The organism is Rugamonas rivuli, from assembly GCF_009380165.1.
Classification (GTDB): domain Bacteria; phylum Pseudomonadota; class Gammaproteobacteria; order Burkholderiales; family Burkholderiaceae_D; genus Rugamonas; species Rugamonas rivuli.
Window position 1 is genome coordinate 980,253 of sequence record NZ_WHUF01000003.1, and the last position, 25,421, is coordinate 1,005,673.

25 protein-coding genes are annotated in these 25,421 nt (G+C 64.2%); 7 read left to right on the forward strand and 18 right to left on the reverse strand.

The window, feature by feature from the left end:
- Positions 1-17 precede the first annotated feature (17 nt).
- Positions 18-2,954 (forward strand): sensor histidine kinase, encoded by a 2,937-nt coding sequence (locus tag GEV01_RS14830; RefSeq protein ID WP_235914357.1) that lies wholly within the window; start codon positions 18-20, stop codon positions 2,952-2,954.
- 8 nt (positions 2,955-2,962) lie between these two features.
- Here the strand turns inward: GEV01_RS14830 and GEV01_RS14835 are convergent, their stop codons facing one another.
- The 6 genes from GEV01_RS14835 to GEV01_RS14860 form a co-directional block, all read right to left on the reverse strand.
- Complete coding sequence (locus GEV01_RS14835; protein WP_152805496.1) at positions 2,963-3,601, reverse strand: hypothetical protein; 639 nt, start codon at positions 3,599-3,601, stop codon at positions 2,963-2,965.
- Positions 3,598-4,629 (reverse strand): 5'/3'-nucleotidase SurE, encoded by a 1,032-nt coding sequence (locus tag GEV01_RS14840; protein WP_152805499.1) that lies wholly within the window; start codon positions 4,627-4,629, stop codon positions 3,598-3,600. The genes GEV01_RS14835 and GEV01_RS14840 overlap by 4 nt, the downstream gene beginning before the upstream one ends.
- Before the next feature lie 106 nt (positions 4,630-4,735).
- Entirely contained in the window at positions 4,736-5,350 is a 615-nt protein-coding gene (locus GEV01_RS14845; RefSeq protein WP_152805502.1) for a hypothetical protein, read from the reverse strand.
- Positions 5,347-6,519: a cytochrome-c peroxidase gene (locus GEV01_RS14850; protein WP_235914358.1), complete on the reverse strand. Its 1,173-nt coding sequence runs from the start codon at positions 6,517-6,519 to the stop codon at positions 5,347-5,349. Before GEV01_RS14850 ends, GEV01_RS14845 begins: the two co-directional genes overlap by 4 nt.
- Positions 6,520-6,534: 15 nt before the next feature.
- Positions 6,535-8,688 (reverse strand): alkaline phosphatase family protein, encoded by a 2,154-nt coding sequence (locus GEV01_RS14855; protein WP_152805506.1) that lies wholly within the window; start codon positions 8,686-8,688, stop codon positions 6,535-6,537.
- A 33-nt stretch (positions 8,689-8,721) separates the two neighbouring features.
- Positions 8,722-9,273: a PEP-CTERM sorting domain-containing protein gene (locus GEV01_RS14860; protein WP_175023054.1), complete on the reverse strand. Its 552-nt coding sequence runs from the start codon at positions 9,271-9,273 to the stop codon at positions 8,722-8,724.
- Positions 9,274-9,406: 133 nt separating this feature from the next.
- On the opposite strand from GEV01_RS14860, the gene GEV01_RS14865 reads away from it, so the two are divergent.
- Positions 9,407-9,988 (forward strand): nucleotidyltransferase family protein, encoded by a 582-nt coding sequence (locus GEV01_RS14865; RefSeq protein ID WP_175023056.1) that lies wholly within the window; start codon positions 9,407-9,409, stop codon positions 9,986-9,988.
- Here the strand turns inward: GEV01_RS14865 and GEV01_RS14870 are convergent.
- From GEV01_RS14870 to GEV01_RS14880, 3 genes are read right to left on the reverse strand one after another with little or no spacing between them, the layout of a single operon-like run.
- The gene (locus tag GEV01_RS14870; RefSeq protein ID WP_152805511.1) at positions 9,977-10,657 is read right to left on the reverse strand and encodes a hypothetical protein; all 681 of its coding nucleotides are present in this window, start codon (positions 10,655-10,657) and stop codon (positions 9,977-9,979) included. The two genes, GEV01_RS14865 and GEV01_RS14870, sit on opposite strands and share 12 nt — an antisense overlap.
- 5 nt (positions 10,658-10,662) lie before the next feature.
- On the reverse strand, positions 10,663-11,427 hold the full coding sequence (locus GEV01_RS14875) for a MipA/OmpV family protein (RefSeq protein WP_152805514.1): 765 nt from the start codon (positions 11,425-11,427) through the stop codon (positions 10,663-10,665).
- Between the two features lie 7 nt (positions 11,428-11,434).
- A complete protein-coding gene (locus GEV01_RS14880; RefSeq protein WP_152805517.1) occupies positions 11,435-12,013 on the reverse strand; it encodes a porin family protein in 579 nt (192 codons plus the stop codon).
- 194 nt (positions 12,014-12,207) lie between these two features.
- On the opposite strand from GEV01_RS14880, the gene GEV01_RS14885 reads away from it, so the two are divergent.
- The 4 genes from GEV01_RS14885 to GEV01_RS14900 all read left to right on the forward strand — a co-directional run bounded on the left by GEV01_RS14885 (position 12,208) and on the right by GEV01_RS14900 (position 15,946).
- Positions 12,208-12,885: a response regulator transcription factor gene (locus GEV01_RS14885; protein ID WP_152805520.1), complete on the forward strand. Its 678-nt coding sequence runs from the start codon at positions 12,208-12,210 to the stop codon at positions 12,883-12,885.
- Entirely contained in the window at positions 12,882-14,186 is a 1,305-nt protein-coding gene (locus tag GEV01_RS14890) for an ATP-binding protein (protein ID WP_152805523.1), read from the forward strand. The genes GEV01_RS14885 and GEV01_RS14890 overlap by 4 nt, the downstream gene beginning before the upstream one ends.
- A gap of 114 nt (positions 14,187-14,300) precedes the next feature.
- Positions 14,301-14,672 (forward strand): BlaI/MecI/CopY family transcriptional regulator, encoded by a 372-nt coding sequence (locus GEV01_RS14895; protein ID WP_117012818.1) that lies wholly within the window; start codon positions 14,301-14,303, stop codon positions 14,670-14,672.
- Entirely contained in the window at positions 14,669-15,946 is a 1,278-nt protein-coding gene (locus tag GEV01_RS14900) for a M56 family metallopeptidase (RefSeq protein ID WP_152805526.1), read from the forward strand. The genes GEV01_RS14895 and GEV01_RS14900 overlap by 4 nt, the downstream gene beginning before the upstream one ends.
- Before the next feature lie 2 nt (positions 15,947-15,948).
- Here GEV01_RS14900 and GEV01_RS14905 read toward each other — a convergent pair whose 3' ends face one another.
- The 3 genes from GEV01_RS14905 to pyrE all read right to left on the reverse strand — a co-directional run bounded on the left by GEV01_RS14905 (position 15,949) and on the right by pyrE (position 17,925).
- Positions 15,949-16,812 carry an alpha/beta fold hydrolase gene (locus GEV01_RS14905; RefSeq protein WP_152805771.1) on the reverse strand — a complete coding sequence of 288 codons (864 nt, stop codon included), beginning with the start codon at positions 16,810-16,812 and terminating at the stop codon, positions 15,949-15,951.
- The gene (locus GEV01_RS14910) at positions 16,812-17,183 is read right to left on the reverse strand and encodes a hypothetical protein (protein ID WP_152805528.1); all 372 of its coding nucleotides are present in this window, start codon (positions 17,181-17,183) and stop codon (positions 16,812-16,814) included. The genes GEV01_RS14905 and GEV01_RS14910 overlap by 1 nt, the downstream gene beginning before the upstream one ends.
- A gap of 76 nt (positions 17,184-17,259) precedes the next feature.
- A complete protein-coding gene (pyrE, locus tag GEV01_RS14915) occupies positions 17,260-17,925 on the reverse strand; it encodes an orotate phosphoribosyltransferase (RefSeq protein WP_152805531.1) in 666 nt (221 codons plus the stop codon).
- Positions 17,926-18,001: 76 nt separating this feature from the next.
- Here pyrE and GEV01_RS14920 point away from each other — a divergent pair, with 76 nt between their 5' ends.
- A complete protein-coding gene (locus GEV01_RS14920) occupies positions 18,002-18,769 on the forward strand; it encodes an exodeoxyribonuclease III (protein WP_152805534.1) in 768 nt (255 codons plus the stop codon).
- Here the strand turns inward: GEV01_RS14920 and GEV01_RS14925 are convergent, their stop codons facing one another.
- Genes GEV01_RS14925 through ptsP form a run of 6 tightly spaced genes read right to left on the reverse strand, consistent with a single transcriptional unit; the run spans position 18,770 to position 25,382 of the window.
- Entirely contained in the window at positions 18,770-19,657 is an 888-nt protein-coding gene (locus tag GEV01_RS14925) for a pseudouridine synthase (protein ID WP_152805537.1), read from the reverse strand. It lies immediately after the preceding gene.
- Positions 19,657-20,547 carry a M48 family metallopeptidase gene (locus tag GEV01_RS14930; RefSeq protein WP_152805539.1) on the reverse strand — a complete coding sequence of 297 codons (891 nt, stop codon included), beginning with the start codon at positions 20,545-20,547 and terminating at the stop codon, positions 19,657-19,659. Before GEV01_RS14930 ends, GEV01_RS14925 begins: the two co-directional genes overlap by 1 nt.
- A complete protein-coding gene (locus tag GEV01_RS14935) occupies positions 20,534-21,799 on the reverse strand; it encodes an AmpG family muropeptide MFS transporter (RefSeq protein WP_152805542.1) in 1,266 nt (421 codons plus the stop codon). The genes GEV01_RS14930 and GEV01_RS14935 overlap by 14 nt, the downstream gene beginning before the upstream one ends.
- On the reverse strand, positions 21,799-22,410 hold the full coding sequence (gene metW / locus GEV01_RS14940; protein ID WP_070358160.1) for a methionine biosynthesis protein MetW: 612 nt from the start codon (positions 22,408-22,410) through the stop codon (positions 21,799-21,801). Before metW ends, GEV01_RS14935 begins: the two co-directional genes overlap by 1 nt.
- Positions 22,407-23,600, reverse strand: a complete 1,194-nt coding sequence (gene metX, locus GEV01_RS14945) for a homoserine O-succinyltransferase MetX (RefSeq protein ID WP_456239006.1) — start codon at positions 23,598-23,600, stop codon at positions 22,407-22,409. The genes metW and metX overlap by 4 nt, the downstream gene beginning before the upstream one ends.
- Positions 23,601-23,639: 39 nt before the next feature.
- Complete coding sequence (ptsP, locus tag GEV01_RS14950; RefSeq protein ID WP_152805545.1) at positions 23,640-25,382, reverse strand: phosphoenolpyruvate--protein phosphotransferase; 1,743 nt, start codon at positions 25,380-25,382, stop codon at positions 23,640-23,642.
- Positions 25,383-25,421: the final 39 nt, after the last annotated feature.

Sequence of the window (25,421 nt, forward strand, 5' to 3'; positions counted from 1 at the left end):
TACGCTGTCTCAACGCATTGCTTCTTCTGTTTCTGATCGCCGGGCCGCAATTCGCCCACGCGTCAGAACCAAGCCCGCTGCTCATCGACTACAGCCATACCGCCTGGTCCGAAAGGGATGGTGCGCCGACTGGCGCCACCAAGTTCGCGCAAGGCCCCGACGGCTGGCTATGGATCGCCACGCCAACCGGCATGTACCGGTTCGACGGCGTGCGCTTCGAACGCACCGACAAAATCCACGGCTATCCTCTGGAGTCCAGCAACATCATGGGTCTGACCACCGCGCCCGATGGTGCGGTCTGGGTAGGCTACCGCGTCGGCGGCGTGTCCGTGTTCAGGAAGGATGGCGCTCACACTTATGCGGAGCAGGACGGCCTGCATCCGGTCGGCTCCCTGCATATCGAAGCCGCTCCCGATGGCGCGATCTGGGTCGCGATGCGCGATGGCGTGGCCGTGCTGCCACGCGGCGGCAGCCGCTTCCAATACCTCGGCCCCGAAGCCGGGCTGCCGGCTCTGGGCGTATTCCAGATCTTGTTCGCCCGCGACGGCACCACATGGGTAGGGACGAACACGGGCGCCTTCTTCCGCAAGCCAGGCGAAACCCGCTTCACCCAGGCCTGGCCGCATGTCGCGCTGGTCTGGCTGTGCGAAGCGCCGGACGGCACGATATGGGGCAACGATTTCAAAAATGGCTACTACAGGGTGCGTTCAACGCAGCCTTCAGCAGGCGAGTCCCTCAAGCCCGAACTCGATGGCTACGGCATGCTCTTCGACCGCCAGGGAACGATGTGGATGATGCATACCGATGGCATGGAACGCAGAGTGGCGCCCGCAGGGGCCAGCCTTCCAGAGCAACGGCTGTCGAAAGAAAACGGCATCAGCGGCCCGATACTCAGCACGCGGTTCCAGGACAGGGAAGGCAATCTTTGGATAGGCACGGCGGGCGGGATAGACCGGCTGCGCCCGAATCGCCTGAGAACCATGCCCGTGGAGACGCAACTGGAATATCCCGCACTGGTGGCAGGGCCGTCCGGCGATATCTGGGTGGGCGACTATGCACGCGATGTCTGGAAGTACAACCTTGCAGGACGCGTCAGCCGCGAGGCCCTGGGGCCGATCACGGCCAGCTACACCGCGCCGGACGGCGTCCTGTGGCTGGGCGGGACGGAAGCCCTTCAGCGGCGCGACCGCGATGGCGCCGTGACGTCGATCCCTTATCCACCCGAACTGAAAAGCCTGCGCGTCCACGCCCTGCAGCAGGATAGAGATGGCGCCTTGTGGGCCTCCTTCTCCTCCGGCAAAGGCGTGTACAAACTCGTTGATGGCCAGTGGACCAAATCCGGCGGATTGCAGGGGCTCACCGACCTGCTGACCACCTCCATGGCCCGCGACGCCAAGGGGAACTTGTGGATGGCACATCTGCGCAGCCAGATCACCATCATCGACGGCGCCACGGCACGCACACTGGGGCCGAAGGACGGTCTGCAACTGGGCACGATCATGCAGGTGTACCGCGACGGCCAGGCCATGTGGGCAGGCGGAGAAAATGGCGTCGTGCTCTATCGCGACGGCCGCTTCGCCACCTTGCGCGGTGAGCGCAACGAAATCTTCCGAGGCGTATCCGGCATCGTCAGGCTGCCGAACGGCGACCTGTGGCTGCACGGCGCCGATGGCCTGTATCACATCGCCGCCGCCGATATCAACGCGTGGCTGAACAACGAGCAGACCGCCGTGGCATTCGAACGCTTCGATGCGCAGGATGGCATGATGGGCCACGCGCCGCAACTGCGGCCCGTCCCCTCGCTGATGCGTTCAAGCGACGGCGTTCTGTGGTACGCGACATCGACGACCATCGGCACCATCGATCCGGCCCACATCCTGCGCAATCCGCTGGCACCCCCGGTGGAAATCATCAGCGTGACTTCCGATAGCATGCGCTACCCTACTCCATTGAACCGTGAACTCGCCCTGCCTGCGGGAACGCAGAATCTGCAGATCGACTTCACGGCACTGAGCCTGTCGATACCCGAGCGGGTGCGCGTGCGCTACCGGCTGGTCGGCCTCGATCGCACGTGGCAGGAAGCGACAGGCCGCCGGCAAGCGTATTACACCAATCTGGCGCCGGGAAATTATCGCTTCGAAGTCATCGCATCGAACGAGGACAATCTTTGGAATACCAAAGGCGCCGCACTGGAGATAGGCATTCCTCCGACCTTCGTCCAAAGCGGCTGGTTCAAGCTGCTGTTGGCGGCGTTGGGGATACTGCTGCTGTACAGCGCCTACGCATTGCGGATACGCTACCTGACGCAGCGCATGCAGGAAAGCTTGCAAGCTCGCCTTGCCGAGCGTTCACGCATCGCGCGCGCCCTGCACGATACGCTCCTGCAAAGCATGCAGGCTTTGCTGATGTCGTTCGACGCGCATAGCCAGAATCTGAAGGAAGGCACAACGGAGCGCACGCGCCTGGACCAGACGCTCAATCTCGCCGAGCAATTGCTGGTGGAGGGAAGGGACCAGATCATGGACCTGCGCGCATCCGCCTCACCGGATGCGCTGGAGCTCACGTTGGAGCAGTTCGGAAAAGGGCTGGCTGAACACCGCTCGCACGCCTTTGCCATGAAGGTCAGCGGCGTGCCGCGACAACTGCGCCCGCATGTGCACGACGAGGTCTACGCCATCGCACGCGAAGCGCTGTTCAACGCCTCGCGCTACGCGGACGCCAGCCGCATCGAGCTGGAACTGGACTACAGCGCCAACGCCTTCGTCGTGCGCATTCGCGACAACGGGAAGGGCCTGGACGACGCCGTCGCCGCAGCAGGCCACCGGCCCGGCCATTGGGGCATGGTGGGCATGCGCGAGCGCGCCTACAACATCGGCGCCAGCCTCGCAATCGAAAGCAAGCCGGGCGTGGGCACGGAACTCACTGCGACGGTACCGGGAAGAACGGCTTACTGAGCCCCAAGTCAGCGATAGGCCAGCACGTCCAGTACCGCGTTTCCGTTCTCGCCAACCAGCTGCAACGCGGCGGGTGCGGTGTCGGCGGATGCCAGCGCCAGGCCTTTGTAGCTGCCTTCGGCGGCGCTGCCGCAACCGCTGGCAGTTAAGGTCAACGCGGCCGCGCCGCCGTAGGTGGCGCTGAAGTCCACCTTGCCGGACAGTTTGCAATCGCTGCCGCCCGCGCTGATGGCGCCGTCGGCAGCCACCGTGAACAGAGCAGGCTTGCCGCCGATGAGTGCCTGGTAGTTACCGGCCGCGTTGGCGGGCGACAGCGCATTCAGCACCAGCGCCTGCGTGCGGTCGTAGGCCAGCGTCACCATGCCGCCACTGGACACCGGCACGCGGCGTCCCTTGCTGCCATCCACCACGTGCATCACGGTGGCGGCGCTGTCGCCGTCGGCCGACAGCAGCACATAGCCCTTGCCGTCCTTGTTGGTGTAGATGCTGGCGCCGGACACTGTATCGCCATTGGCATAGCCTTGCAAAGCGCCCTCGCCCATTACCGGCACGCTGCTGGTCGGCGCCGGCTCGTTGCTGGACGAGCCATTGCATCCCGCGAGGCCGACAACCACGGCCAGCAAGGCCGCCTTCATCGTGTTGTTCATTGCGCGATCCCGTTCAATTTGATCTTCATCGCATCTTCAAACGCGCGGCGCGCTTGCGGTACGCCTTCGACCGGAGAAATCGTCACCGCCGTCTTCGCGGCGATCACATTGTCTTCCGACGTGGCGGCTGTATCCTTGGGCAGTACCACGCCGCTCGGCAGCGTGGTGCCGCCAGTGGCCAGGCTGATGCCGGGTACGGGGAAGTTGACGCCCGAGGCCACCGCCAGCGGACTGTCCGACAGCTTTTCATAGAACGCCGGCACATAGCTGCTGGCCTTGCCGATGCGGGTGAAGCGGTACGGCAGCGCCGCGCCGGCACCGGCGCTGAAGTCCGGTACGTTGACGTTCAGACCCACGCCATCCGGCATCAGCAGGCCGCCGGCCTTGGCCTTGTTGGCGATCAGCGTGTCGACCAGCTTGACGACGATGCCCGCTACTTCATACGCACGATGCGACGCCGGCAGCGCGCCGCTCCAGTTGACCTGCGCCGTGGCGGCATCGCTGACGGCCATTGCCGGCAAGCCGCGGTTGATCATGTAGATCAGGTTATTGAAGGTGCCGCTGCTGGCGTTGATCGCGCCGGTGTTGTTGCCCTCGTTGGGACCGGAGATCACCAGGTCGGGCGCGGCGCCCCACTTCTTCTTGGCCAGCACGTCCACGCCATACAGGCATGCCGTCACCGGCGTGCCGTTGACGTAGGAGACATCGGCGTCGCCGGTGTCCACACCTACGCCTGGGGCGCCGGCGGCCAGCCCCAAGGCCACCGCGCCGCGCTCCTTGCCGGTCAGCGCGCTGACCGGTGTGAGGAAGGCGATGTAGCCGCCACGGCCGGATTGATTGTCGATAGGTGCAGCCACCGCCACGCTATGCCCAGCTGCCGACAGCTTCGATTTCAACGCGCGCAGGTTGGCGGCGGTGATGCCGTCATCGTTGCAGAGCAGGATGTTCAGCGCGGACGCTGGCGCCGCAGCAGTCAAGGCAAGGGCGCCGCACAAGGCGATTGCGCTGTTGAAGCGTGAAGATGGCATGGCACTTCCTGTCGAATGTATAAGAACGCAGAAGTGTAGTGATGCCTTGTTACCGCGACGTGACACGACAGCCGACAGCGCCGATACCGGGTATATCGAAACAGGACTAGTCTCGCACGCCGACCCAGCGCCCCTTCTCCAGACGCAGGCGCTGCTTCATCTGCATCTGCCCTTCGCTTTTCATGATGTAGGCGATCATCGGGAACACCTGCTGCGCAGCCGGTTCGTGCATCCACGGCGCGGCGGCGAACTTGTAGGTGTAGCTGGCCGTTCCGGTCGCAGCATCCCAGGCCACCACCTTGACCAGACTAAGTTTGCCGACACAGAAATCGCCGGTGCGCGCGATCTTCTCACCGGTCGGTGCGACGGTGCTTGTGTCGCGCTTCAGATAGAATTTTTTTCCGGCCTCGGTCAGGCTGTAGCGCTGCACCGGCACCTCCTGCTCGACACCTTCGGCGTTACGGCGCACCACCATGCCGCCGGCCGATTCCGCCAGCCCCAGTTGCGCCAGCACCGGCAGCTGTACCGCATCGCGGCTGCCCGCTTCCGCGTCGCCCGGGGCCACGTCGATAGGCCAGTCGAACTTGCCGACGCAAACGTCGCCTTGCTGCGCAAGGTATTTGCTCAAGCCGGCGGCCAGCGCCTTGTGGCTGGGTTGCGGTGCAGCGTAGGCCGAAGCCGAAACTGCCGCCAGCATCGCCACCATCGAAATCATCTTCATTTTTTCACCACCAGATCGTTATCGGTCAGCGTGTTGAGGAACGCCTCCAGGTCTTGCATCTCCTGCTCGGTCATCGGCGGTTCGCTACCGCGTTTGCGGCCGTCGAGTGGCATCTGCTTATCGAGGTTGGCGCGGTAGCGCGCCGGCAGGTCGTTATACTTTTGCACCACGCCTTTGACGGTCGGATACCAGCGCTCCGGATGGGTGTCGCGCGTGTTGTAGAAGCGGATCACATCCTTCAGCGACTTCAACGCGCCGTTATGGAAGAAGGCCGAACGCGTCGCGACGTTGCGCAGCGTCGGCGTCTTGAACATACCGCAGTACTGGCTGCTGGCGGGACGTGGATGATCGGGACGGTCGCAGATGCCCAGGTCAAAATAGCCGGCCTTCGCGTTGGCAGGAATGTCCTTGTTGCGCGGGGCGCCTATCGCCGCATAGGTAAAGTCGGTGAACAGCTTGACGCTGCCGTTCAGGCCCGCGCCGTTGTAGTGGCATGCGAAGCAGTTGCCCTTGTTGGCATCGCTGTAGACGGCAAAACCGCGCATCTCGGCCGCCGTCAACTCTCCGCCGATCTTGTTGCTGGAGTAGAGGTCGTACTTGCTGCTGTAAGGGTGGAAGCTGCTGTCCTCCAGCTGATAGGCCTGCAGCGCGTCCAGCGCGTGCCTGAAGGCCTTTTGATCGTTCTTGAACACCTCCGGCCCGAACGCCTGGCGGAACTGCTCCGCGTAGGCCGAGGCGCGCAGCTTGCGCACCACATCGGCCACGCTATTGTTCGCCATCTCGTGCTTCGCCAGCAGCGGTATGCGCGCCTGCTCGGCCAGCGTGGCGGCGCGGCCGTCCTGCGTGTGGCCGCCGCCGGGGCCGGGCGTGCTGATGCCGTCCGGGTTGTCCAGCATGTCCTCATACGGCGGCGTGTACTCCTGATAGCGCAGCGACGGCACCGCGCGCACGCCTGCCGTGGCCAGCCTGGCGCCGCCCAGCTGCACCGCCAGCTTGTTCGGCGGTGCATGGGCGTGGGCCGGATCGTGGCAGGTGGCGCAGGACATCCTGCCGGAACCCGACAGCGATTGATCGAAAAACATCTGCTTGCCGATTTCGGCGGCGGCGCTCAACGGCGCCACCGCCGGCGCGGCCACGGCTTGCGCCACCGCCACACTCAACACCAACATCAAGGCCAGTCTCATTTACTTGAGCGCCCAGCCGTTGCGCTGATCGGCGTCCGGGCCGACCTGCTTGATGGTTGGGTAGCCGTTCTTCTGGACGTAGCCGGCCGGGATCACATAGGTGTGATTCATCGGACGCACCGCATCGAAGTGGGCGTCGGCGCTGCCTGCATACTCGGGCAGGTTCAGGATGTTCGCCGCGATGAACTTCTGGCTGTACTTCGAACGGTTCATGTACGACCAGTCGTCCGCAGGGTCGGCCAGCTGGAACATGTCCTGCAAGGTGCGCACCAGCGAGATGTGGCTGTAGGCGTCGCTGTCGACCACGCCCTTAGGTGCGCCAGGCTGGTTGTTCAACACGCCGAAGATGCTGGTGCCGTGGCCCTTGTTGCCCTGCTTGTAGTTGGTGATGGATTCCACCGACACGCTACCGTCGGCGTTGCGCACCAGCGGGCCCAGTGCCACCGGGGTGCCGCTGGTATTCCAGCCGCAGCACGAATTGAAGCCGCTGGTGGCCGTACCTTCGTCGAACATCATGACGATGGCGACGCGTTTTTGGGGGTTGTTCCACAGCGGCGAAGCCTGGATCTTCTTGATCAGATAGTCCGTGTATTTATCGCCGCGATAGATCAACGGGCTGCCGGAGCAGTCGCTGGCTGGCTTGGTGGTGGCGCTGCCAGGCAGCGTGCCGACCAGCGTCACGCCGTGCATGTCGTCGCACTGGTCCGGTTCCAGGATATTGATCTGGCCGACGTCGCCGCTTTGCAGATCGTCGCCGAACTGGTCGACGTTCCAGCCGGCCGGCGCCACTGCCGCCAGCGCGGCATCCCACTGCCCGCCGCCCAGGGTGCGGTTATTCTTCAGGAATTCCGGCGAGCTGCGCACGTTCTGGAAGAACACGCTGCCATTGTGCTTGGCCGCGTACAGCGCGCCGGCCAGGCGCACATTCAGGCCCGGCGTGCCGATGGCGCCAACCGGATCGTTCGCCGTGTACAGATAGTCCGGCGCGGTGATGGTGGCGTCGGCAGTGCCGTCCTTGCGCCAGTCGCCGCCCGGGTTCTTGGACTCGCTGTAGACGCGCCAGCTCATGCCCTTGCTGGTCAAGGCATTGAACAGGTTGGGACGGCTCTTGATATTGTGGTTGGTGTTGTTGTTGCAGGCGTTGACGCCAGGCGGCAGCGGCAGGTCTTCAATCGCGTTGGCGGCAGCGGTGCCGCTCGGGTAGCAGTTGAAGGCGCTGTCGTCGGTGATGCCGAAGTCGTCGCCGGCGGCGATGGCCAGGCGATTGGGCTCACTCGGATTACCGGTGGCGTAGTAGCTGGTGAACTGGTTGCCCGCATTCAGATAGGCGTTGATGCGCGGCGCGTAGACCGAGTTCTTGATCGACGACGTGGCCTTGTTTTCCAGGACGATCATGAACACGTGGTCGTAGCGCGGAATGCCTTCCAGGTTCATCGCGGCCTGGTGCGCTTCCTTCATCGTGATCGCAGGGCCGGTGGCGCCTGGATCCGCGGCCAGCGCAGCGGGCGATACGTCGCGGCGGTCCACCATCTTGGCGGCGAAGGCGAAGCGGTTGCTGAGAATGACGGATTCCTTCAGCAGGTCGGCGCCGGCGGCGGTCATGTCGGCCAGCACGGTGTCGGACGAAACGTTCAGGCGGATGGCCAGGTTGTTCTTGGCCGATTCAAAACTGATGCGGTCTTCTTCCATCATGCGCACCACTTCGGTGGTCAGCGGCGAGATCGCGACCTTGGCCGGCACCAGTGGATTGATCAGCGCAGCCGATACCTGGTCGGCTGCGGCGCGCAGCACCATGCGCTGGCCTGCGGGATGGCCGCCGTTGAGCGAGGTGGCCGAAACTTCTGCCACCAGTGCGCCCGGGGTGCGCGTGGCCAGCAGGAAGCTGCCGTCGGCCTTGGTCAGGGTGCTGGCTTCGCCGGTGTCGCAGACGCCGTTGTCGTTGGCGTCGATGCAGACCTTCACCGACTGGAACACCGAGGCCACAGTGCTCGACGCGGCGCTGGCGGCCGGCGAGTTGGCGATGACCGGCGGCGTAAACCAGGTGCCGGAGACGACGCCGCGCACGGTGACAGGTGCGGTGGCGGCATGGGCCGGCACCGACAGCGCCAGCACGGCGCCTGCGACGGCGCTCGAAATCAGGGTAGTTTTTAGCATGGGTATTCTCTAGTCAATGGCGGAATGGCGGAATCAAGCCTGGCGGCGACGGCGGGCGGCGACGCCGGCCACGCCCAGGCCGGCGATCAGCATCGCGGCGCTGCCGGGTTCCGGTACCGGCGCGGCCACCAGCGACCAGCTGGCGTTGTTGGTCGGCTGGTCGAACGCCAGGTCGGTGCAGTTGCCGTTGCAATTGAGCGCGTAGGCCTGGTTACCAATCTGCGCATCGCTGCTGGTGACGAAGAAGAAGTAGTTGTTGATGTCGTTGTAGTTCGTCTGTGGATTCGCATCGGCGAAGATGAAGTTGTTCTTGCCCGCGACAGTCGACACGACGGCGCCCGCTGCGCTGTTCCAGTTGTGCGTGGAAGCGTCCCACGATGCGCCGGTCAGCGCACCGGTAAAATCGGTGCCGTTGAAGTTGATGTGCACATTGGAGACGTTCTCCACCAGATCGCCGTTCAGGTGGCCGGACAGCGAGCCGGTGATGGCCTGGTTGTCGCCGAAGGTATAGGCGAAGGTGAAGTTTTCAGCGTGCGCGGAGGCAAACGCCGCCAGCAGGATGGCTGCGGAGCAGATTTTTTTCATAGTGGCTACCTGGTATGAACAGCAAAGGAAGAAGCGCATCGCTTCATGTTTGAAACCGTCGCCGGTATGATGTGTTTTTTTTATTACGGCGCCGTGACATAACGACAATGTCCGCTGCCATATTTGTCACGTAATGTATCAACCACCCATACTTGAACAACGCCTGGCCGCCCTGGTCCGCTCCTCGGCGGAGCTGATGGCCGCGCTGTCGGCGGCGCGCAGCCTGGGGCTGGGCAGCTGGTGCATAGGCGCGGGCGCCGTGCGCACGCTGGTGTGGGACGACCTGCATGGCCACACCGTCCCCACGCCGCTGGCTGACGTCGACCTGGTCTACTTCGCCCCGGATGCGCCGCTTCAGCGCGACGCGCAGCTGGAAGCCTGTCTGCGCACGGCGATGCCGTCGCTGGCGTGGGAGGTGACGAACCAGGCGTATGTCCACACATGGTTCATGCGCGAGTTCGGCCGCGAGGTGCCGCCGCTGCTGTCGCTGGAAGACGGTGTGGCCACATGGCCGGAGTATGCAACCTGCGTCGGCGTATCGCTGGATGCCGACGGCACCATCCGCGTGATCGCGCCGCATGGACTGGAAGACTTGTTTGCCCTGCGCGTGCGCCACAACCCGGCCCGCGCCGACATCGACACCTACCGGCAGCGCGTCGCGTCGAAGCGTTTTGCGCAGCGTTGGCCGCTGCTGGTTATCGCATCACTCCAGTAAGGCGGCTATCGCCAGCGGCGTGCTGCTCGTGACCACCTGTCCGTTCTCGGGCAGCGCGGCAAAGCGGTAGACGAACACCCGGAAGCTGGCGACCACGTCGCCCACGAAGGCCGGCCCCTCCTTCGCCGCCAGCGCGCTGACTGCGCCACCGGTGGCGTGGAACTGCACCTGCGCCGTATCGTTCCTCGGATAAGAGAACTGCACGCCGGCGCAGCTCTTGCCGCCGGCTTCACTCGAGTAGCGCAGGTAGGCCAGCAGCTGCTCGCAGGCGATACGGAGATCGGCGGCACTGTACACGCCGTCCGGCCGCGTGACGATCGACACCCAGGCGCCGTACTTGTACTGGCCGGCCTTGCGGTTCAGTGTCAGCTCCGCATTGTCGTCATACGCGGCTTTGGAAAACGGGAACACGGCACGCCCCAAGGCATCGAGCGGCAGCGCCAGCTGCGTGGACTTGCTGTGTAGCGTCAGCCGCAAGCCGTCCGCCGCAACGCTTTTGTCGCGCGGACGGATACGGAAGTGATTCTGCAGGAACTGCTTGGGTTTGCCGTACTTCTCGAACCAGATCATCTGGCGATAGGCTTCGCGATACTCGATCCAGTCGGAGTCCTCCTGCGCATGGGCGAGCGCCGGCAACAAGGCAAGACAGAGCAAGAGGATTTTGAACATGCCGTTTAAAACCGGTACGCCAGGCCGCTGGACCAGGTGATGAAATTGCGGCGTTCGACGAAAGGAGCGCCGGCCGGCCCGCTGCCCAGCCGCGTGCCCGTCACCGAGCTGTTGATCAGCCATTTGCTGCTCAAGGCCCAGTTCCAGTTGACGCCAGCGTTGACCGCCATCACGCCGGCGGAAGGACGATAGTCGCGCGTACCGCCGGCGGCGGCGCTCACCTCATACAGTTCGCGCATCACCGGATTGCTGGCCAGCGAAGCGCCGGCCGACAGTGTGACCGTGTGATGCGGTGCCAATTCGTGCAGGGTTTTCTGCAACCCGACATAGCTGCGGAAGCCATGTGCGCTGGTGTCGTACATGAGGTTCGACGTCAGGCGCGTCTCATCGCCGAGATAGTAGTTAAAATACCCGCCGGGGTCCAGTGTGCCGCTGACCGCATGCGTGCCGCGCAGCCGCCAGCTGTCGGTGGGATTGCGGGTATTGCTGGCGAAGATCTGCGGACCATATTCGACGCCCACCATTTCCGACACATTCATGCCCAGCACCCCGTTCGCCGAGACGAACACACCGTTACTCCACTGGACCTGAAGCAGCGGCCGCAGGATGACCGGGCGCGTCTCGCCCTCCGCAGCCGCCGTCCTGGTTGTGAAGGCTCCCCCCACGTACATGTCCTTGCTCCCATCGGGCATCATCAACTCGGTGGTGTTTTCGGCCAAGACCGGGCCGCACGCGGCCAACAACAAAAATAATGGGGATAGCTTGCTCATGTATTCCTTAGAAACCGAAGCGCACGCCAAGGGCGAAACGATCCGTGGTGCCGGTAAGGCCTTCGTGTTTGAGTTTATCGGTGTGCTCCAGTTCCAGCTGCAGCGCCACGTCCTTGCTGATCAAATAGGACGCGCCCACGCTCAGGTACAAGCCGGTCTTGTGTACCGACTCGCCCGCCGGAGCGTTCTTGCCGCTGATGTCCATCTTCATGCGGCCTTGCCCGATACCGGCCTTGCCGAACAGAGACCAGCTGTCGCTCAACTGCCACGTGCCCCGCGCCGCCAGATAGGCCGTGCTGACACTGGCCTCGAGCTGGTAGCCGGGCGAGAGATCGAAGCTGGTCGAACCGGTGTCGGCGCGATAGCCAGCTTCCAGCGCCCACACCGGCGACAGCTCATATCCCGCAAACACGCCCAACGGCGTCGCTTTCTTGACAGCGCCGCGTTCCGTCGTCACGCCGTTCTCGGTAAATTTGATATTCCCGTTGGTCTGGGGGCTGATGTTGGCGCCGGCATACAGCCCTTCGGCATGCGCCAGCGAGCTTGCGGCAAGGGCGACCAGGGCGCTGCATACAAATTTTTTCATGTTCGGATTCCGGGTTGAAGTAAGAGCCTCCATGTTAGGCATCCACCGCCTCGGAATCCGCCTCGGTCTGTCCTTGAATTGTCCGCAATTTGTAGGCGCCATTTGTATAGAAAATGTACGAATGTGTACCCGATTGTCGAAAATGCCACTTCAGCGCCACGCTCCACTACAATAGCCACGAAAATGGAGGCGCAATGCAGCGTGTGATGCTGGTGGAGGACGATGCGCGGCTGGCCGCGCTGGTCAAGGAATACCTGGACGAATACGATTACGCGGTCGACGTGGTGACACGTGGCGACCGCGCGCTCGAACACTTCCGCGACACCCAGCCGGACCTGGTGATACTCGACCTGACGCTGCCCGGCGTCGATGGCCTGGTGGTGTGCCGCCAGCTGCGCCAACTGAGCGCGGTGCCCATCCTGATACTGACGGCGCGCGAGGACAGCTTCGACGAAGTCTCCGGCCTCGAACAGGGCGCCGACGACTACGTCAACAAACCGGTGCAGCCGCGCGTGCTGCTGGCCCGCCTGCGCGCGCTGCAACGGCGCGGCAGCGGCGTCGCCAGCAGCGACATCGTCATCGGCCAGTTGCGCATCTCGCGCGAGAACCGCGCCGTCTACTGGCGCGGCGAGGAAGTCGCGATGAACGGCGCCGAGTTCAAGCTGTTTGTCATCCTGGCCGACGCCTCGGGCAAGGTCATGTCGCGCAACGCCATCCTGGTCAAGATGCGCGGCATCGAATTCGACGGCCTCGATCGTAGCATCGACAACTGCATCTCGCGCCTGCGCCGCAAGTTCGACGACGGCGGCGCGGAGCGCATCAAGACCGTCTGGGGCGAAGGCTATCTGTTCAGCCCCTCGGCCTGGGAATGAACCGTCTTTTCTGGCGCTTCGCTGCACTGGTGATGCTGGCCATCACGCTGGCCACCTGCGTGATCTATTTCACCTTCAGCCGCCTGTTCGGCGATCCGCTGGAGGAGATCGCGCGCAGCCAGGCCGCCGGACAGATCTTCCTGTTGGAGCAGTACATCGACCGGGCGCCAGCCGATGAATGGCTGCCGCGCCTGAACAAGGTGCGCGAGGTGTCCAAAGCCACGCTGGAACTCAAGCCCTTGCAGGCAACGCTGGCGGCGCTGCCCGATTCCAAACGCGACCAGCTGCTGCAAGGGGCCGTGGTCATCGACGTAGGCGGCAAGGCCTTCTACCGCCGCGTCGATATGACCGGTGCGCGCTACATCGGCAGCGACGACGACGTCATCCACGCCCAGCGCCTGCCCATCGATATCGGCCAGGCGCTGGGCATGGAAGCGATACGCTTCGGCGTGATCGCGCTGTTCCTGCTGGTGCCGATAGGCTGGTGGTCGCGCCGGCACTGGCGCGGCCTGATGGCGCTGTCGCGGATGGCCGACGATTTCGGCCAGGGCGACCTGGCGGCGCGCGCCGCAGTGCGGCCGGCATCGAGCATTGCGCCGCTGGCGGCCCGCATCAACGACATGGCAGAGCGCATCGCCCTGCTGATGGAGGCGCGCAAAAACCTGCTGCATTCGGTGTCGCATGAACTGCGCACGCCGATTGCGCGGCTGGAGTTCGGCCTGGAGCTGCTGCGCGAGCGCCATGCGGCCGATGATCCGGCGCTGCAAAAGCGCGTCGCCGCCATGGAGACCGATGTCGACGAGCTGAAAACGCTGGTCAATGAGCTGCTTGACCTGACGCAGCTCGACCACGCGCAAGCGATGCCGCGCAAGCCGTTCGCGCTGGCGCCAGTGCTGCAAGCTTGCGCGCCGCCGATGCAGCCGTCATCGCAGCCGCACTTCAGCGCCAGCATCGCCACCGACCTGGGCGAGCTGCAAGGCGATGCCCGCCTGCTGGCGCGCGCTGTCGACAACCTGCTGGGCAACGCCGCCAAGTACGCGGCGTCGCGCATCGTGCTGTCGGCCATGCGCGGCGGCAGCACTGTGCGCATCGTCGTGGAAGACGATGGCCCCGGCATCCCGCACGAGGCGCGCGAACGCGTGTTCGAACCGTTCTACCGGCTGGCCCGCGAACAGGACTACGCCGCCAGCGGCTACGGCCTGGGCCTGGCCATCGCCGCCAAGGCCATCCTGCTGCACGGCGGCGCCATCGCCATCGACGACTCCCCGCTCGGCGGCGCGCGCTTCACCATCACTTTATAGACAACTCTGTCTACGCAATACAACGGCTTAAAAACTCGTCAAAAATTAAAGTATACATTTTTGTCTAGACAGACTAATCTACAAATACTTTAGCAAGCCGACAAGAGAACCGCCATGAGCATACCCAAACCGACCGCCGCCGAACTCGACCTGCTGCAAGCACTGTGGCCGCTCGGTTCAGCCACCGCCAAGCAGGTGCACGAAGCCATGCTGGAAGAGAAACCGGACCTGGCCTACGGCACCGTGCTGCGCCTGATGCAGATCATGCACACCAAGGGCATCCTGATCCGCGACGAGAGCCAGCGCTCGCACGTGTATGCACCGGCGCAGGCGCAGGACGCGCTGCAAACCAATCTGCTGAAGGACTTGATGCAGAAGGCCTTCGCCGGATCGGCCAAGGCGCTGGTGCTGGCGGCGCTGCGCTCGGGCATCTCGAAAAAGGAGCGTGAAGAGATCGAGAAAATTCTCAAGGATGAAAAGAAATGAGCGCCTTCATCTTCCACCTTGGCCTGACGCTGATGCACTTCCTGTGGCAAGGCCTGCTGCTGGGCTGCGCCACCGCCGTCGCCTTGACGCTGCTGCGTAACAACCGCGCCGAATACCGCTATCTGGTGGCCTGCTCGGCGCTGCTGGCCTGCCTGTGCTGGCCGGCGCTTGAACTGTATCAGCGCCTGTGCGGCGGCGGCGATACGACCGGCACGATAGGCGCATTCGGCGCCGGCATGCTGCGGCTGGCCGCGCAATCCATCGTCGGCAACAGCGAACCGTTCGACCTGCGCGACTCGCTGCGCGAGATCGTCAGCCTGTGGGCCTTGTGCGCCATCGTGCTGTCATTGCGGATGATACTCGGCCTGCTGTGGATAGACCGCGCCGCCAAACAATGCGACTGCCAGCACCGCCAGGACCAGTTGCGCTGGGAGGCCAGCCTGTCCCGCCTCGCCGCGCGCTTCGGCATCAACCGCAAGGTGCAGCTGCGCATCGTCGACACGGTGTCCAGCCCTATCACCGCAGGCTTGTGGCGGCCGATAGTGCTGCTGCCGGCCGCGCTGGTGGCGGGCATGCCGCCCGATCTGCTGGAGGCGCTGCTGGCGCACGAAATGGCGCACATCAAACGCCATGATTACCTGATTAACCTGCTTCAGAACGTGATCGAAACGCTGCTGTTCTACCACCCTGCCGTCTGGTGGATCTCGCACCGCATCCGCATCGAACGCGAACTGATAGCAGACGATTTCGCAGCAAGGCAGCTCGGCGAACCGCGGCGTCTGGCCCTTGCACTTTCGGAGCTGGAGCGTCTCCAGTTCTCAACTCACCACCTGGCCCAAGCGGCCAATGGAGGAAATTTGATGGATCGTATTCAACGTCTGTGCCGCCCTGCCCCGCAGGCCCTGAACTGGAAAGCCGCCTTGCCGATGCTGGGACTGGCGCTGGCCTGCATGTCGATTTACGCGGAGGCCGTGGCCGCCGACAAGGCCGCCGCGGAGACGGTGCACGCCCTGGCCGACTTCAGCACCTGCGAAAAGCCGAAATGGCCGGAGGGCGCCATCGCGCGCAAGGAAGCCGGCACCGTCACGCTGAAGTTCCTGATCGGCGCCGACGGCAAGTTCAAGAAATCGCAGGTGCAGAAATCCAGCGGCCACCAGGACCTGGACGACGCGGCCCGCGCCGGCATCGAGAAGTGCGGCTTCAAGCCCGCCCTCAAAGCCGGCAAGCCGGTGGAATCGTGGATGCAGATGCAGTACGTCTGGGTGCTGGAGTAAGCTCAGTGGGCAGGGCTTAACGCCATCCAGGCCAGGATGTCGGCGAAGATCTGCTCGCGATTGAGCTCATTGAAATTCTCGTGGTAGTTCTGCGGATGCCGCTGGTAGGTCAACAGCGCCGGCGGCACCGATTTCAGCATCTTCTCGGCAGCATCGGCATCGGCCAGCTTGTCGTCGCCGGCCACCACCGCGAACAGCGGATGCGTCCAAGCCGCCATGCGCGGCGCCAGCCCTTGCTGCGCATGGGTCAGCGCGTTGCCGAAGCGGACCGTGATCTCGGTGGCGCGGATGCCGTCGCGCTCATCGTCGTGATGGCGGGCGGTGATGGCGCTGTCGTGGGTCAGCATGTCGGTCAACGGCGCCAGCGGCACCTTCATGCGCGGCGCCAGCGCGCCCAGCACGCCGGCCAGCGCCAGCAGCACCGGCGACACCTTGATCGCGTTCACGTAGTACGGCGAAGACAGGATGAAGCCCTTGATGGCGGCGTCGCCGGCAAAGTGGCCCAGGCCCAGATGGGTGGCGATCAGCGCACCCATCGAATGGCCCATCACATACACCGGCACGCCCGGATAATTCTGTTTGACCCACTGGAGGAAGGCGACGCTGTCGTCCAGGAAGACGTGGAAGCCGGGGATGTCGACGCGGCGCGCATCCTGGTGGCCGCACAAGTCGTAGGCCACGGTGGCGATGCCGTGCTGGCGGAAGTACAGCGCCGGCGTGACGTAGTCGCCGGCGTGCGCCATGCCGCCGTGGATGGCCAGGATCACCGCGCGCGGCGCGGCGCCGGCAGGCTCCCAGATGTGGACGCGGCGCTCGGCCTGCGGGCCGGCGCGGAAGCTGGCCAGGCGGTCTTCGGCGTAGCGCATCAAGCGATGATGCTCAGGTTGATGCCCATGTCGACGAACAGCTTCAGGTCCGCCAGCGTGAAGTCCAGGCTGGGGGTGGCTTCGCCGCGCTCGGTCGTGAAAGAGATGCGCAGTTCGGCCGCCACGTCGGAACGCTCGAAATGGATGCCGCGTGCCTGGCACTCGGCCAGGTAGTGGCGCAGCTGCTTGAGCAGCTCGTCCGGGTTCATGTCGGCGCCGATCGCCACATAAAATCCGGAATCGATGCGCACCCGGCCGTCGGGCTTGACATCGCCCTTTTGCCAGTCGCTGTCCGGCTCCGTCGGCAGGCCGTCACGGATGTCGGCCAGGCCGTCGTCGTCGCCGTGGACCTTCATGGTTGCGATGTTCATGGATCAGCCCTTATCGTCTCAGGTATACCGAATAAGGTTACACCAAAGAAATTTCAAAGTCTAGCAATATGGCCGGTTAGGCAATACCGTACTGGGTGCGGTAGGCGGCCACCGCGTCCTTGTATTGCAATAGCTGCGGGTCGGCGCCGGCGCCGTTCAGGTAGCTGAACAGGTCGTCCAGGTTGCCGATCGAAATCACCGGGATGTTGTAGGTCTTGGCCACTTCCTGCACCGCCGAGTTTGGCGACAGCTGGCCGTCCTTGCCCGAGCGTTCCATGCGGTCCAGCGCGATCAGCACGGCGCACGGTTCGGCGCCGGCGGCGCGTATCATGTCCACCGATTCACGCACCGAGGTGCCGGCCGAGATGACGTCGTCGATGATGACGACCTTGCCCTGAAGCTTGGCGCCGACGATGGTGCCGCCTTCGCCGTGGTCCTTGGCTTCCTTGCGGTTGAAGGCGAACGAGGTGTTGCGGCCCTTGCCGGCCAGCGCCACCGCCGTGGCCGACGCCAGCGTGATGCCCTTGTAGGCGGGGCCGAACAGCATATCGAACTCGACGCCCGAGTCCAGCAGCGTCTGCGCGTAGAACTGGGCCAGCTGGGCCAGCGTCGCGCCGTCATGGAACAGGCCGGCGTTGAAGAAGTACGGCGACTGGCGGCCGGCCTTGGTGGTGAATTCGCCGAAGCGCAATACACCGGTCTGGACCGAAAACGCGATAAATTCCTGACGTAAGTTATTCATAATGCCTCATTTCTGTAAAGTGCCTGTATTTTAACGCTACACTAACGCATTCCAAAATTTCCGCACCGATACCGCCATGCCAAAAATCATCTCCGCCAATCTGAACGGCATCCGCTCCGCCTCCAGCAAGGGCTTTTTCAAATGGATGGCCAACCAGGACGCCGATTTCGTCTGCGTCCAGGAACTGAAGGCGCAAGCGCCGGACATGACGCCGGAATTCCTCAATCCGGGCGGCTACCATGGCCACTTCCATTATGCCGAGAAAAAAGGCTATTCCGGCACCGGCGTCTACAGCAAGGTCGAGCCGGACCGCGTGGTGATCGGCTTCGGTTCGCCAGAGTTCGATGCCGAGGGGCGCTATGTGCGTTGCGATTTCGGCAATCTGACGGTGATTTCCGTGTACTGCCCGTCCGGCTCGTCGGGTCCGGAGCGCCAGGAAGCCAAGTTCCGCTTCATGGACCTGTTCCTGCCGCACCTGCAAGCCTTGCACGCCGAGGGCCGCGAAGTGGTCATCTGCGGCGACTGGAACATCGCGCATAAAGAGATCGACCTGAAGAACTGGAAGGGCAACAAGAAGAATTCCGGCTTCCTGCCGGAAGAGCGCGAGTGGATGACGCGCATCTTCGACGAAGTCGGCTACGTCGACGTGCACCGCGGCCTCGATCCGCGCGAAGAGCAATACACGTGGTGGAGCAACCGCGGCCAGGCCTACGCGAAGAACGTCGGCTGGCGCATCGACTACCACGTCGCCACCCCGGGCATCGCCGCCAAGGCCACCACGGTAGCGATCTACAAGGAAGAGAAGTTCTCCGACCACGCGCCGTTGACCATCACCTACGCCTGATTACAGGCTGCGGCGGCTGCGGAATTCGCGTGGTTCGCCGCTCAGCGGATCGGTGAAGGCGATGCGGCGAGCCAGCAGCTTCAGGGGCTGCGAGACATCGTCCTGCTTGCACGGCAGCGCCACCGGATAAAACGCGTCGTTGATGATGGGGATGCCCAGCGACGCCAGATGCACCCGCAGCTGGTGCTTGCGGCCGGTGTGCGGATGCAGCCGGTACAAGGTGCAGTCGGCGCGGTGCTCGATGACGTCGATCAGCGTTTCCGAATTCGGCTCGCCCGGCTCTTCCTTCATGATGAAGAACTTGTCGCCGTCCACCATGCGGCTGCGGTAGGTAAAGGGGAATTCGCGGCCGTGCAGACGCGGCGCCAGCGCCTCGTACTCCTTCTCGATCACGCGCTTCTGGAACATCGACTGGTAGGCGCCCCGGCTGTCCTGGCGGCGCGAGAAGATCACCACGCCGGCCGTCTCGCGGTCCAGCCGGTGGATCGGCGTCAAATCCTGCTCGCCCAGCTTTTTCTTCAGGCGCACCAGCAGCGTCTCATGCAGGAAGCGGCCGGTCGGTATCATCGGCAGGAAGTGCGGCTTGTCGACCACCACCAGATGCTCGTCCATGAACAGCACTTCTTCCTCGAACGGAATCGGCGTCTCGGCCTCCAGCTCGCGGTAGTAGAAGATGCGCATGCCGCGCCGATAGGCGCTGTGCGGCGACAGCGGATTGCCGTCGCCATCCACCACATCGTTGCGCGTCATGCGTGCGCGCCAATCGGCTTCCGTCACGTCGGGATAACGCGCCACCAGAAAGGTCAGCAGGTCCGGCCACTGCCCTTCCGGCAGCCACAGATAGCTGGGCGCGACACCGTCGCGCATGGGCAGCGGGGGACGCGACATTATGAACGCGGCAGCGCGCGCGAATGGTAGGCCGGCAGCGCGTTCGGATCCAGCCCCTTGGCGCGCGCGTACACCGGCAGCACCAGGTACATATTCTTGTTCATGTCGTCGATACGCTTGCTGCCGCTGGGGTGGGTGGACAGGAAGGGCAAGGGCTGGCTCTTGTTCACCGCCCCCATCTTCTGCCACAGCGCGATGCCGGCGCGCGGATCGTAGCCTGCGCGTGCAGCCAGATCCAGACCGACCAGGTCGGCCTCGCTCTCGTCTCCACGCGAGAAGCTCAGCGCCGCGCCCTGCGCCACCATGCCGGCCGCCGCGTCGCCCAGGCGCGGGTCGACGCCGAAGTAGGCCGAACCGACGGCGCCCAGGATGCGCGTGCCGACCGAGGTGATGGTGTTCTTGCCCGCCTGCTCGCGCGCATGCTCGCGCAGCGCGTGGGCGATCTCGTGGCCCATGACCATCGCCACTTCGTCGTCAGTCAGATTGAGCTTGGTCAGGATGCCGTTATAGAAGGCGATGCGGCCGCCCGGCATGCAGAAGGCGTTCACCGTCGGCGAATTGAGCAGGTTGACTTCCCACTTCCAGTTGGCGGAGTCCGGGTTCCAGCGCGCGGTGAACGGGATCAGGCGCTTGGCGATGGCGCGCAGGCGTATCAGCTGCGGGTTGCGCTCGGTGGCGACGGCGTCCTTCTGGTGGGCCTGGGCCAGCATCTGGTCGTACTGCAGCTTGGACTGCTGATCGAACTGGCGGGCGTCGCCGCCGAGGCCGCGCAGGCGCGACATGCTGCTGACGGGGATGCCGTCGTCCTGGCCGCCTGCGGCTACGGGCGCGATGGCGCCGGCGCAGCAGACCAGCGCCAGCAAGGCGGCGTTTAATTTAAGCTTTTTCATTCCTGGTATTCCATGGTGCGATTTTAGGCAGCATCATCATGGCAGGAAACGCCAGGATGAAGCACACAATAAAGAACCAGAACCAGCCGGTTTCCGCCACAATATAACCTACCGAGGAGTTGATGAATGTGCGCGGCACCGCGGCCAGGCTGGAAAATAAAGCGTATTGGGTGGCAGTGTAGCGCGGATCGGTGGCACGGGACATGAAGGCCACCAGCGCCGCCGCGCCCAGCCCCAGGCTGGCGAAGGCTTCGAAGCCGAAGACGGCGCTCAGCAGCAGCGGATCGGGGCCGGTCTTGGCCAGCCAGGCGAAGCCCAGGATCGCCAATGCCTGCAGCACGCCGAACACCCACAGCGCGCGGTTGATGCCCAGCTTGATCATCCAGATGCCGCCGACAGCGCCGCCGGCCAGCGCCGCCCACCAGCCGGTGGCGTTGGCCGCCAGGCCAATGTCTTTGGTCGTGAATCCAATATCGAGGAAGAACTTGGTCGACAGTGCAGTCGCCATGCTGTCGCCGATTTTGTAGAGCAGCACGAAGCCGATGATCAGCAAGGCCTGGTTCCAGCCGTCGCGCTGGACGAATTCGCGGAACGGCAGCACCACTGCTTCCTGCAGGTTCTTGGGCGGCGCGCCATACACGGCGGGCTCCTTGGACAGCAGCGTGCAGACGAAGCCCGGCAGCATGAAGGCGGCGACGATCCAGAACACGGCCTGCCACGGCATGCTGTCCGCCAGCACCAGCCCCAGCGCGCTCGGTATCAGGCTGGCGGCCTTGTAGGCGTTGACGATGATGGCCGCGCCCAGGCCCTGCTCGTTCTCGCTCAGGATCTCGCGACGGTAGGCGTCGATCACCACGTCCTGGCTGGCCGACAGGAAGGCGATCAGGAACACGGCGCCGGCGATCAGCGTCAGCTCCAGTTTCGGGTCCAGCATGCCCAGGCCACCGATCACCAGGAACAGCGCCAGCTGCGTCAGCGCCATCCAGCCGCGCCGACGGCCCAGCGAGCCGATGGCGTAGCGGTCCATGAACGGCGCCCACAGGAACTTGAAGGTGTACGGGAAGGTCACCAGCGCGAACAGACCCAGCGCCTTCACGTCCAGCCCGGACTTGGCCAGCCACGCCTGCATCAGGTAGATCAGCGTGTACAGCGGCAGGCCGGAACTGAAGCCCAGGAACAGGATGGAGACGGTGCGGCCGTTCAGGTAGGTGCGCCAGCCGCGCGCGCTCGATTGCTGTTCCTGGATCGTCATCAGTGGCTTGCCTTTTTACGCAGTCGGAACACGGCGAGGTCGCCGCGCAGGTTGGGGAGGAAGGAGACGCGCTGGCCTTCCGCCAGCGCCACGCAGTCGATCACTTCCAGGCCACATTCCACCGCCAGGTCGCGGAAGTCGTTGATGGTGGCGCAGCGCACGTTGGGCGTGTCGTACCATTCGTACGGCAGCGATTCCGACACCGGCATGCGGCCCTTCAGCAAGGCCACACGGTGCGGCCAGTAGGCGAAGTTGGGGAACGATACAATCGCCTCCTTGCCGACACGGACGATGTCGCGCAACAGCGGCTCCACATGCTTCATCATCTGCAGCGACGACAGGCACAGCACCGTGTCGAAGCTGTTGTCGCCGAACAGGGCCAGGCCGTTCTCCATGTCCTGCTGGATCACGCGCACGCCGCGCTTGGTGGAGTCGAGCACCTTGTCGTCGGCGATCTCGATGCCGTAGCCGCTGCACTGCTTGTCGCTTTGCAGATAGTCCATCATGACGCCGTCGCCGCAGCCGACATCGAGCACGTGCGCGTTCTCGGGCACCCAGTGGGCGATGAAGGCCAGGTCCGGCCGGGCGCTGCTTAAATCGTTGAAGTTCATGCTGCCGCTTCCTTGTTAATGTCGTTCCACACCTGCTCGTAGTAGGCGCGCACCAGGTTCATGTAGCGCTGATCCTCCAGCAGGAAGGCGTCGTGGCCGTGCGGCGCATCGATCTCCGCGTACGTCACCTGGCGGCGGTTGCTGATCAGCGCCTGCACGATCTCCTGGCTGCGCTCCGGCGAGAAGCGCCAGTCGGTGGTGAACGAGGCCAGGAAGAACTTGGCCTTGGTGTGGCTGAGGGTCTTGGCCAGGTCGCCGCCGTGCGCGCGCGCCGGGTCGAAGTAGTCGAGCGCCTTGGTGATCAGCAGGTAGGTGTTGGCGTCGAAGTATTCGCTGAACTTGTCGCCCTGGTAGCGCAGGTAGGATTCGATTTCGAAATCGACGCCGAAGCCGAATTTGTAATCGCCCTCCTCTGCCGCGTCCCTGAGCTTGCGGCCGAACTTCTCGGCCATGTCGTCGTCGGACAGATAGGTAATGTGGCCGACCATGCGCGCCACGCGCAAGCCGTTTTTCGGCACCACGCCGTGTTCGTAGAAATCGCCGCCGTGGTAGTCGGGGTCCGACAGGATGGCCTGGCGGGCCACGTCGTTGAAGGCGATGTTCTGCGCCGACAGCTTGGCGGTCGAGGCGATCACCACGCAGTGGCGCAGGCGGTCCGGGTACATGATGGACCAGGCCAGCGCCTGCATGCCGCCCAGCGAGCCGCCCATGACGGCGGCGAACTGCGTGATGCCCAGTTCATCGGCCAGGCGCGCCTGGGCATTGACCCAGTCCTCCACCGTGACCACCGGGAAGGCCGCGCCATAAGGCTTGCCGCTGGCGGGGTTGACGTGCATAGGCCCCGTCGAGCCGAAACAGGAGCCGAGATTGTTGATGCCGATGACGAAGAACTTGTCGGTGTCCAGCGACTTGCCCGGGCCGACCATATTGTCCCACCAGCCCTGGCTTTTCGGCTGGCCTTCGTATTCGCCGGCCACATGGTGCGAAGCGTTGAGCGCGTGGCAGACCAGCACCGCGTTCGATTTGTCGGCATTGAGGGTGCCGTAGGTTTCATACATCAACATGTAGTCGCGCAGCGACGCGCCGCTTTGCAGCGGCAGCGGCTGCGCGAAATGCATGGTTTGCGGAGTAACGTATCCTAAGGATGGCATTGTGGTTTGGTTTTTATAGGGGTCGGCCCCGCGGGCCATCTATCAAGGCGGAACCGCGAGGATGGGTTCCGCCACTTGCTACATCAACTGCAATTGTTCGACCGCGTCTGCAATTACGTTGGGTTCCATCGAGCGCATGATCTTGCGGGTTTGCGGCATGATGCGCGCAAGGTCGCTGTTCAGGATTTCCTGCTTGACCGACAGCAGCTGTGCCGGGTGCATCGAGAATTCGCGCAACCCCATGCCGAGCAGCAGGCGGGTGAGCTTGACGTCGCCCGCCATTTCGCCGCACACGGCCACGTCGATCCCGGCTTTATGCCCGGCCGCAATCGTCATCGAGATCAATTGCAGCACAGCCGGATGCAGCGGATTGTAAAGGTGTGCGACCTCATAATCAACCCGGTCGATCGCCAGCGTGTACTGGATCAGGTCATTGGTGCCGATGGACAGGAAGTCCATGCGCTTGACGAACATCGGCAGCGCCAGCGCGGCGGCCGGGATTTCGATCATGGCGCCGACGTCGACATCGTCGTCGAACTTGACGTTCTGCTCGCGCAGCTCGGCCTTGGCCTGGGCGATCATGGCCAGCGACTGGTCGATCTCGAAGGCATGCGCCAGCATCGGGATCAGGATGCGCACCTTGCCGAACACCGAGGCGCGCAGGATGGCGCGCAGCTGCGTCAGGAAGATCTGCGGCTCGGCCAGGCAGTAGCGGATCGCCCGCAGGCCCAGCGCCGGATTGAGCGCCGTGTGCTCGCTCTGGTCGAGCGGCTTGTCGGCGCCGATGTCGAGCGTGCGTATCGTCACCGGGCGGCCCTTCATCGCCACCACGGCCTTCTTGTATTGTTCGAACTGCTCGTCCTCGGACGGGATCTTGCTGTTACGGCCCATGAACAGGAACTCGGAGCGGAACAGGCCGACGCCGTTGGCGCCCGCCTCCATCGCGGCCGGGCAATCGTCCGGCAGTTCGATGTTGGCCATCAGCTGGATCTCGACGCCGTCCTTGGTGATGGCCGGCGTCTTCTTGAGTTTATTGAGCTTCTTGCGCGCGCGGGCGGCGGCGCCCTGGCGTTCGCGGTACTGCTCCAGCACCAGCGCGCTCGGGTTGGCGATCACCACGCCGGCGTCGCCGTCGATGATCAGCCAGTCGTCCTGCTCGATCAGGGTCGAGGCGCCGGACATGCCGACCGCCGCAGGGATGTCCAGGCTGCGGGCGACGATGGCCGTGTGCGAGTTCTGGCCGCCGACGTCGGTGACGAAGCCGATGAAGGAACGGTCGCGGAATTGCAGCATGTCGGCCGGCGAGATGTCGTGGGCGACGATGATCATCTGCGCCTGGAAGCCGTCCTCGCCGGCGGTGGCCGGCAGGATCTGGGCGGTGCCCATCAAGACCTTCAGCACGCGCTCGGCGACCTGCTGGATGTCGGCCTTGCGCTCGCGCAGATAGGGGTCTTCGATTTCGTCGAACTGCGCCGACAGCTCGTCGATCTGGGTCAGCAGCGCCCACTCGGCGTTGTAGTGGCGGGCGCGGATGATGTCCAGCGGCGCTTCCGAGATCATCGGGTCGGACAGGATCAGTGCGTGGACGTCGATGAAGGCGCCCAGTTCGGTCGGCGCATCCTTCGGCAGTTCGTTCCACAGCGTTTGCAGTTCCTTGTGCACCTGGGCCAGCGCCTGCTGCAGGCGCGATACTTCGGCTTCCAGATGCTCCTCCGCCACCAGGTAGTGCTTGACGTCCAGCGCCGCCGGCGCCAGCTTGTGGGCGCGGCCGATGGCGATGCCGCGCGAAACCGGGATGCCATGCAAGGTGAAGGAAGCCATAGGCGGACCTGTGGGGGTACGTGGGCGGCTGCGTTCCGC